11 protein-coding genes and 2 tRNA genes are annotated in these 14,730 nt (G+C 61.2%); 9 read left to right on the top strand and 4 right to left on the bottom strand.

Features of this window, described 5'->3' with window-relative positions; translation table 11 throughout:
- Positions 1–51 precede the first annotated feature (51 nt).
- Entirely contained in the window at positions 52–2,613 is a 2,562-nt protein-coding gene (gene pepN / locus QRN42_RS03060) for an aminopeptidase N (RefSeq protein WP_284978026.1), read from the bottom strand.
- Between the two features lie 125 nt (positions 2,614–2,738).
- On the opposite strand from pepN, the gene QRN42_RS03055 reads away from it, so the two are divergent.
- From QRN42_RS03055 to QRN42_RS03045, 3 genes are all read left to right on the top strand, one after another.
- Positions 2,739–3,731 carry a hypothetical protein gene (locus tag QRN42_RS03055; RefSeq protein ID WP_284978025.1) on the top strand — a complete coding sequence of 331 codons (993 nt, stop codon included), beginning with the start codon at positions 2,739–2,741 and terminating at the stop codon, positions 3,729–3,731.
- A 102-nt stretch (positions 3,732–3,833) separates the two neighbouring features.
- Positions 3,834–4,316: a ribose-5-phosphate isomerase gene (locus tag QRN42_RS03050; protein WP_284978024.1), complete on the top strand. Its 483-nt coding sequence runs from the start codon at positions 3,834–3,836 to the stop codon at positions 4,314–4,316.
- Positions 4,316–5,212, top strand: coding sequence for an Fpg/Nei family DNA glycosylase (locus QRN42_RS03045; RefSeq protein ID WP_284978023.1), 897 nt, complete (start codon positions 4,316–4,318; stop codon positions 5,210–5,212). The genes QRN42_RS03050 and QRN42_RS03045 overlap by 1 nt, the downstream gene beginning before the upstream one ends.
- Positions 5,213–5,291: 79 nt before the next feature.
- Here QRN42_RS03045 and QRN42_RS03040 read toward each other — a convergent pair.
- Positions 5,292–5,365, bottom strand: a tRNA-Gly gene (locus QRN42_RS03040).
- Positions 5,366–5,511: 146 nt separating this feature from the next.
- On the opposite strand from QRN42_RS03040, the gene QRN42_RS03035 reads away from it, so the two are divergent.
- The 6 genes from QRN42_RS03035 to QRN42_RS03010 all read left to right on the top strand — a co-directional run bounded on the left by QRN42_RS03035 (position 5,512) and on the right by QRN42_RS03010 (position 10,816).
- A tRNA-Pro gene (locus tag QRN42_RS03035) sits at positions 5,512–5,586 on the top strand.
- A gap of 69 nt (positions 5,587–5,655) precedes the next feature.
- The gene (tig, locus tag QRN42_RS03030; RefSeq protein WP_284978022.1) at positions 5,656–7,038 is read left to right on the top strand and encodes a trigger factor; all 1,383 of its coding nucleotides are present in this window, start codon (positions 5,656–5,658) and stop codon (positions 7,036–7,038) included.
- 232 nt (positions 7,039–7,270) lie between these two features.
- Complete coding sequence (locus QRN42_RS03025) at positions 7,271–7,894, top strand: ATP-dependent Clp protease proteolytic subunit (protein ID WP_284978047.1); 624 nt, start codon at positions 7,271–7,273, stop codon at positions 7,892–7,894.
- Positions 7,895–7,933: 39 nt separating this feature from the next.
- Positions 7,934–8,593: an ATP-dependent Clp protease proteolytic subunit gene (locus tag QRN42_RS03020; protein ID WP_284976463.1), complete on the top strand. Its 660-nt coding sequence runs from the start codon at positions 7,934–7,936 to the stop codon at positions 8,591–8,593.
- A gap of 202 nt (positions 8,594–8,795) precedes the next feature.
- Entirely contained in the window at positions 8,796–10,085 is a 1,290-nt protein-coding gene (gene clpX / locus QRN42_RS03015) for an ATP-dependent Clp protease ATP-binding subunit ClpX (RefSeq protein ID WP_284976464.1), read from the top strand.
- Between the two features lie 80 nt (positions 10,086–10,165).
- Positions 10,166–10,816 (top strand): mycothiol-dependent nitroreductase Rv2466c family protein, encoded by a 651-nt coding sequence (locus tag QRN42_RS03010; protein ID WP_284978021.1) that lies wholly within the window; start codon positions 10,166–10,168, stop codon positions 10,814–10,816.
- Between the two features lie 18 nt (positions 10,817–10,834).
- Here the strand turns inward: QRN42_RS03010 and QRN42_RS03005 are convergent, their stop codons facing one another.
- Positions 10,835–11,710, bottom strand: coding sequence for an Fpg/Nei family DNA glycosylase (locus tag QRN42_RS03005; protein WP_284978020.1), 876 nt, complete (start codon positions 11,708–11,710; stop codon positions 10,835–10,837).
- 370 nt (positions 11,711–12,080) lie between these two features.
- Positions 12,081–14,702, bottom strand: coding sequence for a valine--tRNA ligase (gene valS / locus QRN42_RS03000; protein WP_284978019.1), 2,622 nt, complete (start codon positions 14,700–14,702; stop codon positions 12,081–12,083).
- Positions 14,703–14,730: the final 28 nt, after the last annotated feature.

Below are 14,730 nucleotides of genomic sequence, written 5' to 3'. Positions count from 1 at the left end.
ACAGTTTAGCCGTGGCCAGTGACCGCCCGCACGGACGTGGAAGGGGCCTGCTCAGTGGTCGGCCGCCCGGGCGCGGAGGGCGCGGGCAACGGCGTCGCGGTTTTCCAGCATCATGCGCCGAAGCGCAGCACTGTCTTCCGGCAACCCTGCCAGGAATTCATCTGTCCGGTCCACGGTTGCCTGGGTGGTGAGTTGGGCCGGATAGAGCCCGACGACGATCTGCTGGGCCAAGGCGTGTGTACGTTCCTTGACGATTCCGGGCACCGCTTCGAAGTACTTTTCCGCGTACGGCTCTAGGAGGGTTGTGTCTGGCACGCGCATGAATCCTGCCACGGCCGAGGCCTGCAGGGCATTGGAGAGCTCTCCCTTGACCACAATCGACTCCCACGCGGCGGCCTTGGCTTCCGGCGTCGGGATGGCGGCTGTGGCTTGCGCCGCTGCGTTCTGGCCGTTGGAGGTGTTGTCCCGGGCAAGTTCATTGTCGATGCGATCCTGGCCCTGGCGCCCGCCTGCCACGAGGGCGGTCAACAGCTCCCACCGCATGTCCTGGTCCACGGTGAGTCCTTCCAGGGCGTCCGTCCCGTCGAGAAGGGCCTGTATGCGGTCCAACTGCCCTTCACTGCGCGCAAGTTGCGCGAAGGACTTGGCGAATTGCAACTGGGCGTCAGAGCCGGCTTCCGCCGATTGTGCCAGGTTCCATAGTTTGTCCGCAGCTTTGATGGTGGTGTCCAGCTTGTGCTCGGCTGCGACGTAGTAGGTCAACGTGGTGGCGAGTTGGCGCAGTTGGACCAGGATCACGGACGAGTCTGTTTCGTGGGCAATGTTCGCCAGAATCAGATCCACATAGCCCCGCGCGGGGGTTTCACCGTCGCGGGCAGCATCCCAGGCCGAACCCCACACCAGGGTGCGCGGGAGGCTCTCGGCGAAGTCTTTGAGATGGGACTTCGCCGTGGCCAGTGAGTGTTCGTCGAGCCGGACTTTGGCATAGGCGAGGTCGTCGTCGTTGATCAAGATGAGGTCCGGACGGTTCAAGCCCACCAGCGCCGGCACTTCGGTGCGGGGCCCATCGACGTCGAGCTCCTCACGGTGGGTGCGTTCCAGCTTTCCTTGTCCCGAGAGTGTGTAGAAGCCAACAGCTAAGCGATGTGGGCGGAGCGTGGGCTGTGCATCAATCGCTGTCTGGAGGATCGCGAAGTCGGTGATGGCGCCGGAGTCATCGACAGCAACCGCGGGGGCCAAAGTGTTCACCCCGGCAGTTTCCAGCCACAACCTGCCCCAGCCATCCAAGTCCCGGCCGCTTGCTGCCTCAAGCTCCACCATCAGATCGGCCAGTTCCGTATTGGTCCAGGCATGTTTGGCGAAGTACGACCGGACGCCGGTCATGAATTGTTCCTGGCCTACCCACGCCACCAGCTGCCGCAGCACGGAGGCGCCCTTGGCGTAGGTGATGCCGTCGAAGTTGACCTCTACGTCCGCAAGGTCATTGATCTCGGCAAAAATCGGGTGCGTAGTGGGCAACTGATCCTGCCGGTAGGCCCAGGACTTCTCCACTGAGGCAAAGGTGGTCCAAGCGCTCTTGAACTCAGTGTTCTCCACCGCAGCCAAGTGGGACATGTATTCGGCAAAGGACTCGTTGAGCCACAGGTCGTTCCACCAACGCATGGTGACGAGGTCCCCGAACCACATGTGTGCCAGCTCGTGAAGAACGGTGATGGCTCGCCGTTCCACCTGGGCGCCGGTGACTTTGCCGCGAAAGACGTACCCTTCCAGGATGGTCACCGCACCGGCGTTCTCCATGGCACCGGCGTTGAACTCTGGGACAAAGAGCTGATCGTATTTTTCGAACGGATAAGGGTGGCCGAACTGTCCCTCGAAGAATGCAAATCCCTGCCGGGTCAACTCAAAGATGTTCTCCGCGTCCAAATACTGCATGAGTGACGTGCGGGCGAACAGTCCGAGGGGAATAACTCGCCCGTCCGAACCCGTGACCTCGGAGCGCACGGACTGGTACGGACCTGCGATCAGTGCCGTCACATAGGAGGACAGCCTTGGAGTCGGAGCGAATTTCCACACTGAACGTGCGCTGCCATCTTCGGCCGTCTCTATTTCGGTAGGTACCGGCGTGGGGGAGTTGGAAACGACATCCCAATACGAGGGAGCTGTGACGGTGAACGTGAAACTCGCCTTGAGGTCAGGCTGCTCGAACACAGCGAACATGCGCCGTGAATCCGGGACCTCGAACTGGGTGTAAAGGTACGCCTCGCCATCGACGGGATCCACGAATCGGTGGAGGCCCTCGCCGGTGTTCATGTACGGAGCGTCGGCTACGACCACGAGTTCATTCGCGGCTGCAAGGTCCGGGAGCTGGATCCGAACGCCGTCGGACACCTCCGCCGGGTCCAAAGGGTTCCCGTTCAGGGTAACGCTGTGCACGGCATGGGTGATGGCGTCAATGAAAGTCGTGGATCCCGGAACGGCGGAGAACTTCACGACGGTGGTGGAACCGAAAACTTCAGGTCCCTTGGTCAGGTCCAATGTGACGTTGTACGACTCGACGTTGAGCAATGCGGCACGAGTCGCAGCTTCGCTGCGCGTTAGGTTCAGGCCTGGCAAGTGATTCCTCCGGATATGCTGACCGGCCGGTGGATGGCCGTTTGGTGTGAAGACAGTCTTTCACTTCTGGGCTGGATGGCAAGGAAGCCCGCCAAAGTGTCGGTTCCACGGAGTAGCGTTGGAGCATGGGAACGTTCCGGGAAACTCTCGATCTCCGCGCTCTTCGGTTCGCGTTGGTCTTTCCGATGCTGCTCGCCATCGGCTTTGCATTCTGCTCGCAAATGCTGCGCAACAACCTCCCTGATCCGGTAGCTGTCATGTGGAATGCCGACGGCGGCAGTTCCTTTGCGCCTTTCGGCGCGTACGTAGCCGGAGGCTCGGGACTTATTGCGCTCTTCGGTTGGGTGACGTTTATCCAGGCTGTCCCTCTCTCCAGGCCTGTGGTGATGCGGCGAATCATGATGGGCATCGGCCTCATGGTCAGCCTCTTCATGACGACTGTCCTTGCCGCCGGGCTCGTTGGTCAATCGGGCGTTGGAAACGCACGCCTTTCGCATGTTGACCCCATCGTGCTGGCGATGGGCAGTGGCGCTGCTCTGGCGCTCGGTGTGGTGATGATGTTCGCGTTCAAGCCGGACCCCCGCTGGACGGCCGAGGACGACGCCGCACTGCAGAGCGAGCTGCGCCTGCTGGCTGACCCCGACCTCGCCAGGGACAGTCTCAGGATGTGGGTCCACGCAAGGAGTTCGGTCTTCGTCATGATCATCGTGTCCGCCGGGTTTCCGGCTGCGTTGATCGCCGTGGTGATTCCATGGCTCGGGGCCTTGGTGGCGGCTGCCGCGTTGGTGGCTGCAAGTTTCCTGTTCGCACGGGTTCGGGCCGACCGGGACGGGCTGCAGGTGTTTGCCGCTGGCGTTCTTCGCGTCCTGCGGGTTCCGGCCGGAGACATATCCGCAGCAGCGGCCGCCGATGTGAAGGCCGCCGATTTTGGAGGCTGGGGTTTGCGGCACCAGGAAGACAGCACCGCCATGCTCGTCAGCAGCGGGCCCGCCGTCGTCGTCAACCAGAGGAACGGGCGCCGCGTGGCGCTGAGCGCCGGCACCCAAGACGCAGCGGATAAGGTCGCGGGGATCCTCAATCGCGCCGCGAACAGGGCCCAGCACGGCGGGCAGGCCTAACCTCCGGGGGAGCGGTAACCTAGGTAGCGAATCCCTGATCGCCGCACCCGGCCGGGTGCCGTACCGGCGCCACTAAGACGGGCCACAAAGAACGGAACAGCTGTGACTACACCTCGCGTCCACATCGCTACGGACCACGCCGGCATGGAACTGAGCGCCCACCTTGTCAGCCACCTCGCGGCCAAGGGATATGACGTCGTTGACCATGGACCCAAGGTGTACGACGCCTTGGACGATTACCCGTCGTTCTGCATCAATGCCGCTGCGGCCGTCGTCGCCGACCAGCAGGCGGGAGTGCACGCCCTCGGCATCGTCTTGGGTGGTTCCGGCAATGGCGAACAAATTGCGGCCAACAAGGTCAAGGGAGTTCGCGCTGCCTTGGTCTGGAACATGTCCACGGCCAAGCTGGCCCGCGAACACAACGATGCCAACGTGGTGGCCGTGGGCGGCCGCCAGCATTCGGTCGAGGAAGCAACCGGGTTGATTGAAGCGTTCCTGGAGGAACCCTTCAGCAACGACGAGCGCCACGTGCGCAGGATCGGAAAGATCGCCACCTACGAGGCCACCGGCGAGATCGTCCAGTAGTGCCCGAAGGCCACTCAATCCATCGCTTGGCGCGTCAATTCCAAGATGTTTTTGGCGGCCAGCAGTTGGACGTATCCAGTCCGCAAGGACGGTTTGCCGCCGGTGCGCATCTGCTCACCGGACACACCATAGTGGAAGCGCTGGCGCACGGAAAGCAGCTCTTCCTACGGTTTGACCATGGCCTCTACCTGCACGTCCACCTGGGCCTCTACGGGGCATGGAGTTTCGGCGGCGACGGTTCGTTCACCGGAGCCTCCAGTATTGGCGCACCGCGACGGGTAGGTGAACGGGAAACCGGTAAGGCTACCAGCGAGGACGGGGAGGGATACAGCGGCCCGCCCGCCCCGGTGGGAGCCGTTCGCGTCCGGCTGGTCTCGGCGCACGGGTGGGCCGATCTCCGTGGAGCCACTACGTGTGCTGTCATCACCGAAGCTGAGGCTGCAACGGTTCTGGGACGTCTCGGCCCCGACCCACTGCACAACGAGCCGGGGGACCGCGAGGAGTTCATTCGGCGGCTGCGTCGGCGCAAGACTGCAGTGGCGTTGCTGTTGATGGACCAGTCGGTGCTGGCCGGCGTCGGAAATATTTACCGGGCCGAAGTCCTCTTCCGGCAGGGTGTGGATCCGCACCTTCCGGGCAACAATGTTGCCCCCGCAGTGGCCGGGCGCCTCTGGGACGACGCCGTGGCGGTCATGTCCGACGGCGTCCGTTCCGGCCGGATTGTGACGACGCCTAAAGCTTTGTGGCCCGTCGGCACGGAAACAGCCCCCGACGCCGATGCCCACTACGTGTACAAGCGCAACGGACTGCCCTGCCGGACGTGCGGGACAGCGGTGGGCCTGGCTGAGATGGCTGGTCGCAAGTTGTACTGGTGCCCGGGCTGCCAAAGTAGCTGAGCCCCGCAGCTGGAGCGTGCAGGGAAAGGGAGTGTGCCAGTGACGCAGAAACGCCCCGATCCGTGGATCGGGGCGCTGGTGGAGGGGACGACGGGAATCGAACCCGCGTAATCAGTTTGGAAGACTGAGGCTTTACCATTAAGCTACGTCCCCAGGATGACTTGACTTGGTCAGGTAACTTCCTGACTCCAAGGCAACTTCCCGGCGGCTGTTGAAGCCGGGTACAACTAAACCTAATTCCGGCGGCAGTGTCAAATGTGCATTCCTGGCTTGCTTGCCCGTAGACTGTCCTGTGCATTCGGGGTGTAGCTCAGCTTGGCTAGAGCGCCTGCTTTGGGAGCAGGAAGTCGCAGGTTCAAATCCTGTCACCCCGACTCTGTGTTTGTGTCCGCTTCAGGGATGCGACAGAACCCCATACCCACAAAATCAGGAGTACTTAGACTGTGAAGAGCGCTGTCGAGAACCTCACCGCAACGCGGGTCAAGCTCAACGTTGAGGTTCCCTTTGAGGAACTGAAGCCGAGTATCGATGCCGCGTACAAGACCGTTGCTTCGCAGATCCAGGTTCCCGGGTTCCGCAAGGGCAAAGTTCCCTCCAAGCTCATCGACCAGCGCGTCGGCCGTGGCTACGTGCTGGAGACCGCAATCAATGACGGCCTTAACGGTTGGTACCAGACGGCTGTTCAGGAAACCGGCGTTCGCCCGCTGAGCCGTCCCGAGGTCGAGATCACCGAAGTTCCGGACCCGTCCTCCACTGATGGAGAGCTCAAGTTCCAGGTCGAGGTTGACGTCCGCCCTGAGATCGAGTTGCCGGACTACGCCGGGATTAAGGTTGAGGTTGCCTCTACCGAATCCTCCGAGGCCGACGTCGACAAGGCGCTCGACGAACTGCGTGGCCGCTTTGGCACGTTGAAGTCCGTGGAGCGTCCGGCGCAAAACGATGACTTCCTCACCATCGACATCACCGCAACGATCGACGGCGAAGAAATCGACTCCGCGTCAGGGCTGTCCTACCAGGTTGGTGCCGGCACCATGCTTGAAGGCCTCGACGAAGCCGTCACCGGCCTCTCTGCCGATGAAGAAGCGATCTTCGACACCACCCTCGTTGGCGGCGACCACGCAGGCGAAGCCGCCCAGGTAAAGGTTGTTGTCAAGGCCGTCAAGGAGCGCGAACTCCCCGAGGCCAACGATGACTTCGCCCAGCTGGCCTCCGAGTTCGACACCATTGGCGAACTCCGCGAGGACCTCGCCAAGCAGGCTGCAGAGTCCAAGGTAGTGGGACAGGGCGTTGAGGCTCGGGACAAGGTCCTGGACAAGCTCGTTGAGCTCGTTGAGGTGCCGGTTCCGGAGTCCGTTGTCGAAGAGCAGATCGAGGCGCACTTCAACCCGGAGAACGCCCACGGTGAAGGCGACCACGACACCGAAGAGCACCGCGCCGAAGTCAAGGCCAACGCCCAGCGCGCGTTCCAGAACGAAATCATCCTGGACGCGATTGCTGACAAGGAAGAAGTGGACGTCAGCCAGAACGAGCTGATCGACTACATCGTCACCACCGCAAGCCAGTACGGCATGGATCCGAACCAGTTCGCCCAGATCATTGATCAGAGCGGCCAGGTTCCCATGATGGTTTCCGAGGTTCGCCGTCGTAAGGCTTTGGCCGTAGTCCTGGGCCAGGCCGAGGTTGTTGACGCCGATGGCAACAAGGTTGACCTCACGAGCTTCGTGCGCCCCGCAGGCGACGTCGCCGCAGAGGACATCGACACCGAGGAGCAGGCCGAAGAATCTGTCGTCGCCGCCAACGACGACCCAGCAGCTGTGAAGTTCTAGCACTCAGCAACAAAACCGACCCCGGATCAGATGATCCGGGGTCGGTTTGCTTTAAGGCTGAACACTGGTGCTGAACGCAGACGTGCGCCGTCAGCGAACAGTGCGATTCCGGCGAACAAATCGCCGTTCAAAACGGTTAGTGTCCAAGTAGTGAAGTTCAGTGAAGTTCAGTGAAATCACTGACACCAGCGAGAGGTAAGTACTTATGTCACAGCAATCAGAGGCTCCCCGGATGGCAACTGTCGATCCCGCAGCCCAGGACAACTACATTTATAACCGCCTGCTGAAAGAGCGCATCATCTGGCTCGGCTCTGAAGTCCGTGACGAGAACGCCAACGCCATCTGCTCGCAGCTCCTCCTCCTTTCGGCCGAGGATCCCGAGAAGGACATCTACCTTTACATCAACTCGCCCGGTGGTTCGGTCACTGCCGGTATGGCCATCTATGACACCATGCAGTTCATCCCGAACGATGTCGTGACGGTAGCCACCGGGTTGGCTGCCTCCATGGGCCAGTTCCTCCTGTCATCCGGTACCAAGGGAAAGCGCTACGCGACGCCAAACGCGCGCATCCTGATGCACCAGCCGTCCGGCGGCATCGGTGGAACGGCCTCTGACATCAAGATCCAGGCGGAACTCATCCTCCACATGAAGAAAGTCATGGCCGAGCTCACTGCAGATCAAACCGGGCAGACCGTGGAGACCATCCTCAAGGACAACGACCGCGACAAGTGGTTCACGGCCGCAGAAGCGCTGGAATACGGCTTTTTCGACAAGATCTCGGCGCACGCCGGCTCGGTTGCAGGCGGCGGTGGAACGGCTAACCAGACGAACGGCGAGTCGAACTCCGAGAACTAACCGGCATCACGAACCACTGAAACCCCAGGAGTAAAGAACATGAACTACAACTTCGGATGGTCTGCCGGTAATCTCCCGTCCAGCCGCTATGTCCTGCCCCAGTTTGAAGAGCGCACGCCGTATGGCTTCAAGCGCCAGGATCCCTACACCAAGCTCTTTGAGGACCGCATCATCTTCCTTGGGGTGCAGGTTGACGATGCTTCCGCGGACGACATCATGGCCCAGCTTCTGGTCCTTGAGTCAACGGACCCGGATCGCGACATCACGCTGTACATCAACTCGCCTGGTGGATCGTTCACGGCCATGACGGCCATCTACGACACCATGCAGTACATCCGTCCGGAGATCCAGACGGTATGCCTCGGCCAGGCAGCCAGTGCGGCAGCCGTATTGCTCGCTGCAGGTACCCCGGGCAAGCGCTTGGCCCTGCCGAACGCCCGCGTGCTGATCCACCAGCCCGCCCTCTCCGGTGGCCAGGGTGGCCAGGCGTCGGACCTTGAGATCCAGGCGGCGGAAGTCATGCGCATGCGTACGTGGCTTGAGGACACGCTGGCGCACCACTCAGGCCGGACGTCCGAGCAGGTCAACAACGATATTGAGCGCGACAAGATCCTGACCGCTGCCGAGGCGATGTCCTATGGATTGATCGACCAGGTTCTCGATTCCCGGAAGATCAAGCCCCAGGCAATCACCCGGTAGTAGCGGGGGACGGACAGTAAGAATCAGTAGTGCGCGCCGGTGCGGTTCGGGAAATGTGAACCGCACCGGCGTTCTCTTTCCACCGATGCACCCCATCGTGACCTAGAGTGGATGGTGTCACGGTGGTGTCGGCCGCGGCTTCGCCGCACACTTGATGGCGGCGCTCAGCTGCATCACCCGTTTGCAACGAAGGGATTTCCACATGGCTCGGATTGGCGAGAGCACGGATCTGCTGAAGTGTTCTTTCTGCGGGAAGAGCCAAAAGCAGGTTCGGAAGCTGATTGCCGGGCCCGGTGTGTACATCTGCGATGAGTGCATCGAGTTGTGCAACGAGATCATCGAAGAGGAGTTGGCGGAGGTTTCTGATCTCGGCAGCTTCGAGTTGCCCAAGCCTCGCGAGATCTTCGACTTCCTGCAGGAATACGTTATTGGCCAGGAACCGGCCAAACGGTCTTTGGCTGTTGCCGTCTACAACCACTACAAGCGCATCCAAGCCGGCCACGCGCCGAAGTCCGGTAGCTTGGGCGAAGGCTCACATCACGAGGATGTGGAGATCGCCAAGTCGAACATCTTGCTGATAGGGCCTACCGGTTGCGGGAAAACCTATCTTGCCCAGACGCTCGCTCGTCGGCTCAACGTGCCGTTCGCCGTGGCCGATGCCACGGCTCTCACTGAGGCCGGTTATGTAGGTGAGGATGTTGAGAATATCCTCCTGAAGCTGATTCAGGCGGCGGACTACGACGTCAAAAAGGCCGAACAAGGCATTATCTATATCGACGAGATCGACAAGATCTCGCGTAAGAGCGAAAATCCCTCCATTACCCGGGATGTTTCCGGTGAAGGTGTGCAGCAAGCACTGTTGAAGATTCTGGAAGGCACGGTCGCCTCGGTACCGCCACAGGGCGGTCGGAAGCATCCGCATCAGGAGTTTATCCAAATCGACACCACTAACGTCCTGTTCATCGTCGCTGGCGCCTTCGCCGGCCTCGAGGACATCATTGGCTCCAGGTCCGGACGTAAGGGCATCGGTTTCGGAGCGCCTTTGAACGACTCCCGGGACAAGGTGGACACCTACGGCGAGGTCATGCCCGAGGACCTGCTGAAGTTCGGTCTGATCCCCGAGTTCATCGGTCGCCTCCCCGTGATCACCACTGTCTCAAGTTTGGACAGGCCCGCACTCATTCAGATTCTGTCCACGCCCAAGAATGCCCTGGTGAAGCAGTACCAGAAGATGTTCCAGCTCGATGGAGTGGAGCTGCAATTCGACCAGGACGCGCTGGATGCCATCGCGGATCAGGCCCTTGAGCGCGGCACGGGCGCCCGTGGCTTGCGAGCCATCATGGAAGAAGTCCTGCTGCCTGTCATGTTCGATCTCCCCAGCCGGGACGATATCGGTGCGGTGGTCATCACGGCCGATGTAGTGAGCAAGAAGGCGCAGCCCACCATGATTGCCCACGACGTCGTGGCGAAGCGCCGGAATAAGTCTGCCTAACCTTCTGTTTGGCTAAGCGAAGGGGTCTCCTCCGGGATTGACCCACGAGCCCGTGTTTCCCAAGCTCCCAAGGAGTTACTGTGCCCGAAGATATTACTGTGCCCGAAGACGTCACTGCGCCCGTCACATCCACCAACAAGGCCGACTTCTGGTTTGACCCCATCTGTCCGTTCGCTTGGGTCACGTCCCGGTGGATCGGCGAAGTGGAACAGGTGCGCGGCATTGACACCGAGTGGCACGTCATGAGCCTGTCCGTCCTTAACGAGGATCGCGACCTTCCTGACGAGTACAGGGCCATGATGGACGAGAGTTGGGGCCCGGTTCGTGTGATCATTGCGGCCCAGGAACTGCACGGCAACAGCTACGTCAAAGCCTTGTACGACGCCATGGGTCAGCAGATCCACGCTGAAGGCAACAAGGATCGGGCGGCCGTTATCCAGAAGGCCCTGGCCGAGGTGGGACTCCCTGCCGATCTGGCCAGGTTCGCCGATTCCGATGAGTACGACGCACAGCTCCGCGCCAGCCATGAGGCAGGTATCTCACTGGTGGGCCAAGATGTGGGAACTCCGGTGGTGGCCGTCAATGGAATCGCGTTTTTTGGTCCGGTACTCACCCGCATCCCCCGTGGCGAAGAAGCGGGCCAGCTTTGGGACGCCACCGTCACACTCGCCGGATATCCGCACTTCTTTGAACTCAAGCGCAGCCGCACCGAAAGCCCCGAGTTCCACTAACCGGAGCCTGTGTCAGCACTACTTGAGGAACCGTGAGGTTCTTCGGTCCGCGAGGATTTTCCCGTTGGTCTGACAGGTTGCGCAATACTGCAGGGAGGTGTCCGCGAAGGACACCTCCCTGACTGTATCTCCGCACACCGGGCATGGCTGCCCGGTCCGTGCATGCACGCGGAAGTTACTGCGCTTGGTGTCTTTCAGTTCGTTGGATGGTTTTCCCGCGGCAGCGTTGACGGCCCCCACCAGGACTTCCTGCATCGACTCGTAGAGGCGTGCCACAGTCTTTTGATCCAGAGACTTGGAGTTGGCGAAAGGGGATATTTTCGCGGCATGAAGGATCTCATCGCTGTAGGCATTTCCAATGCCGGCGATGACGCTTTGGCTGCGCAACAGTCCTTTGATTTGCTGTGAGCTCGAAGCGAGTATCGCTGCCAGGGCGTCGACGTCGAAGTCAGGGCTGAGCGGTTCGGGGCCCAAGGTTGCGATCCCGGGCACTTCCTGCGGATTCCGGACCACATAGATGGCCAGGCTTTTCTTGGTTCCAGCTTCGGTCAGGTCCAGGCCTATGTGGGCATCATCGGAAGGTCGGTGAAGCAGGAGCCTCGCTGAGATGTTGCTTTTGCCCATGCGCAACCCGGCTGAGGACGGATGCTCTGTGTATCGAACCCAGCCGGCCTTTGCCAGGTGAAACACGAAGAAGAGCCCGTCGGTGTCGATGCAGACAAACTTACCGAGACGCTTCACCCCGTGGATTGTCCGGCCTTGGAGTTCGGTGTAGGGAGGGTCGGCGGTCTTAAGGGCTGAGAAGGAATTTATTCGGACTTCGCTCAGCACGCTTCCATGGAGTTGCGTGTCCAGGTACATGCACAAGCCGTGCACTTCGGGCAGTTCCGGCATGGGTCATACTCTGCCACAAGATGGTCTTCGTGCGGCAGGGGAGGCGGCCCGAGAGGCCCGATGGCGGGGCCCCGAACTACAGATGTGTAGTTCAGCCGAAGGCCTTGTGCATCCCCGTTAGCGGGACAACAATTGTTCTTACCCACTTCGAAAGATGAGGGACACGGAAACCGAAGATTCAGTGACATGCAACCAACGCAGCCTTTGGCAAAGTTGGAAGCAAGCTACCAGTGACGAGGTAGGAAGACCTGAAAGTCCAAGGATTCCGCCAGACTGTCAAGACGTCACCAGACAGCCGCAAAGTCGAAGCCCCACCAACGGCAAAACGCTGATGGGGCTTCCCCTTTGCCCAAAAACGAGGACCGGCAGCCTAGGACGCCGGCACTTCCTCTGCCGGAGCGAGGACAACGTCGCTGACCGTCAAATCGCCGTCGCCCGCCACCAGGGCAATTTCCTGGGCGTTGGCGGCAGCCTTGAGGTCGCCCAAGCCGGCCTTGAGTTGTGCAATCAGCAGCTCCGATGCCGAGATGGACGCAGAGAGAACAGCGGTGCGCTGTTTTACCTTGGCCTCGGACTTCGCCTTGCGGATGCCGCTGAGGGCAATGCCCACAGTGCCCAGCATGGTGGTGTCGCCGTCGTTGATTTCCAGGGCCGCCGGCCACTGGGCGCGGTGGACGGAACCGTTACGCCACCAGCCCCAGACTTCCTCAGTGGCGAAGGGCAGGAACGGAGCGAACAACCGCAGCAGGGCATCGAGGGTGGTGGCGAGGGCCGCCAGGACAGAAGCCTGCTCCGCCTCACCTGCAGCACCGTACGCGCGGTCCTTGATGAGTTCGACGTAGTCGTCCGTGAACTGCCAGAAGAACGTTTCGGTGATCTGCAGGGCACGGGCGTAATCGTAGTTATCGAACGCCTTGGTGGACTGCGCGACGACGTCGGACAGCTGGGCGAGCAGGGCACGGTCCAGCGGGTTGGTCACGACCGACAGGTCGGAAGTAGCCACTGAGTTTTCCGTAGCGCCGAGGTTGAGGACGAACTTGGATGCGTTGAGCAACTTGATGGCAAGGCGGCGGCCTATCTTCATCTGGGCGATCTCGTACGCGGTATCGGCTCCCAGCTTGGCAGACGCAGCCCAGTAGCGCACGGCATCGGATCCGTACTCGTTCAGCACATCAGTGGGCACCACAACATTGCCCTTGGACTTGGACATCTTCTTGCGGTCGGGGTCCAGGATCCAGCCGGAGATGGCAGCGTGCTTCCAAGGAGCCGTGTTCTGCAATGCGTCTGCGCGTACGGCAGACGAGAACAGCCACGTGCGAATGATGTCGTGGCCCTGCGGGCGGAGGTCGAAGGGGAAGACCTTGGAGAACAGTTCCTCGTCCCGGCTCCAGCCGCCCACGATCTGTGGTGTCAAGGAAGACGTAGCCCACGTGTCCAAGACATCGGCGTCGCCCGTGAACCCGTTGGCCTGATCGCGCTGCGACTCCTCATATCCCGGGGCAGCATCCGCGGCGGGGTCCACGGGGAGCATCTCATCGGAGGGCAGGATCGGGTTGTCGTAGTCCGGGTTGCCTTGGGCATCGAGGGGATACCAGACGGGAATCGGCACGCCGAAGAACCGTTGGCGGGATACCAGCCAGTCACCGTTGAGCCCGGCGATCCAGTTCTCGTAGCGGGAGCGCATGAACGCGGGGTGGAAGTCGATCTCCTGGCCGCGGCCGATCAAGCGTTCGCGGCGTTCCTCATCGCGTCCGCCGTTGCGGATGTACCACTGGCGGGACGTGACAACTTCAAGTGGCTTGTCGCCCTTCTCGAAGAAGTTCACGGGGTGGGTGATCTTCTTGGGTTCGCCATCGAGCAGGTCCGCGGCCTTGAGCAGCTCTACTACCGCTTCCTTGGCAGAGAAGGCAGTCTTGCCTGCGATGGCGGCGTAGGCTTCCTTTCCGGCCTCCGTGGTGATCCACTCCGGAGTGTCGGCAAGGATCCGGCCGTCACGCCCCATGATGGCCCGGGTGGGAAGCTGCAGTTCGCGCCACCACGTGACGTCGGTCAGGTCACCGAACGTACAGACCATGGCAATGCCGGAGCCCTTATCAGCCTTCGCGAGCGGGTGTGCCTTGACTTCAAGCTCGACGTCGAACAGGGGAGACTTCACGGTCTTGCCGAACAAGGGCTGGTACCGCTCGTCGTCGGGGTTGGCAACCAAAGCTGCGCAAGCCGCGAGAAGTTCCGGACGGGTGGTCTCGATGAAGATCTTTTCGCCGTCTTCAGTGAAGAACGGGTAGCGGTAGTAGGCACCCGCCACTTCGCGGTCTTCGAGCTCGGCCTGCGCCACGGCTGTGCGGAACGTTACGTCCCACAGCGTGGGGGCTTCGGCCATGTAGGCATCACCGGCTGACAGGTTGGCCAGGAAAGCCCGCTGGGAGACCGCCCGCGAGGCGTCGTCGATGGTTCGGTACGTCAGGTCCCAGTCCACGGACAAGCCAAGGGTCTGGAACAGGTTCTCGAAGACTTTCTCGTCCTCAACGGCAAGTTCCTCGCACAGTTCGATGAAGTTCTGGCGGGAAACGACGTCGAAATCGCGCTGGTTCTTAGCCGGCTGGGCCGGGGGAGTGTAGTCAGCGTTGTAAGGAATCGCAGGATCGCAACGCACACCGTAGTAGTTCTGGACGCGGCGCTCCGTTGGCAGGCCGTTGTCGTCCCAACCCATGGGGTAGAAGACGTTCTTCCCCGTCATGCGCATGTAACGGGCCTGGACGTCGGTCTGCGTGAAGGAGAACATGTGGCCCACGTGGAGTGAGCCGGAGGCCGTAGGCGGGGGAGTGTCGATCGAGTAGACCTGCTCCCGGGTGGTGTCCGGGTTGAACTTGTAGGTTCCTTCGTCCAGCCAGCGCTGCGTCAGAGCAGCCTCCAGGCCTTCAAGGGCCGGCTTGTCGGGAACGTTGATCGGGGCGGTGGCGGGCGTGTCTGTACCCTGCGTTGATTCAGCCATGGACCAATTGTTTCATGGGTTCTTGCCT

It is taken from the genome of Arthrobacter sp. fls2-241-R2A-200 (assembly GCF_030209745.1).
GTDB lineage: Bacteria > Actinomycetota > Actinomycetes > Actinomycetales > Micrococcaceae > Arthrobacter.
This window is presented reverse-complemented; position numbering and strand designations above follow the sequence as displayed.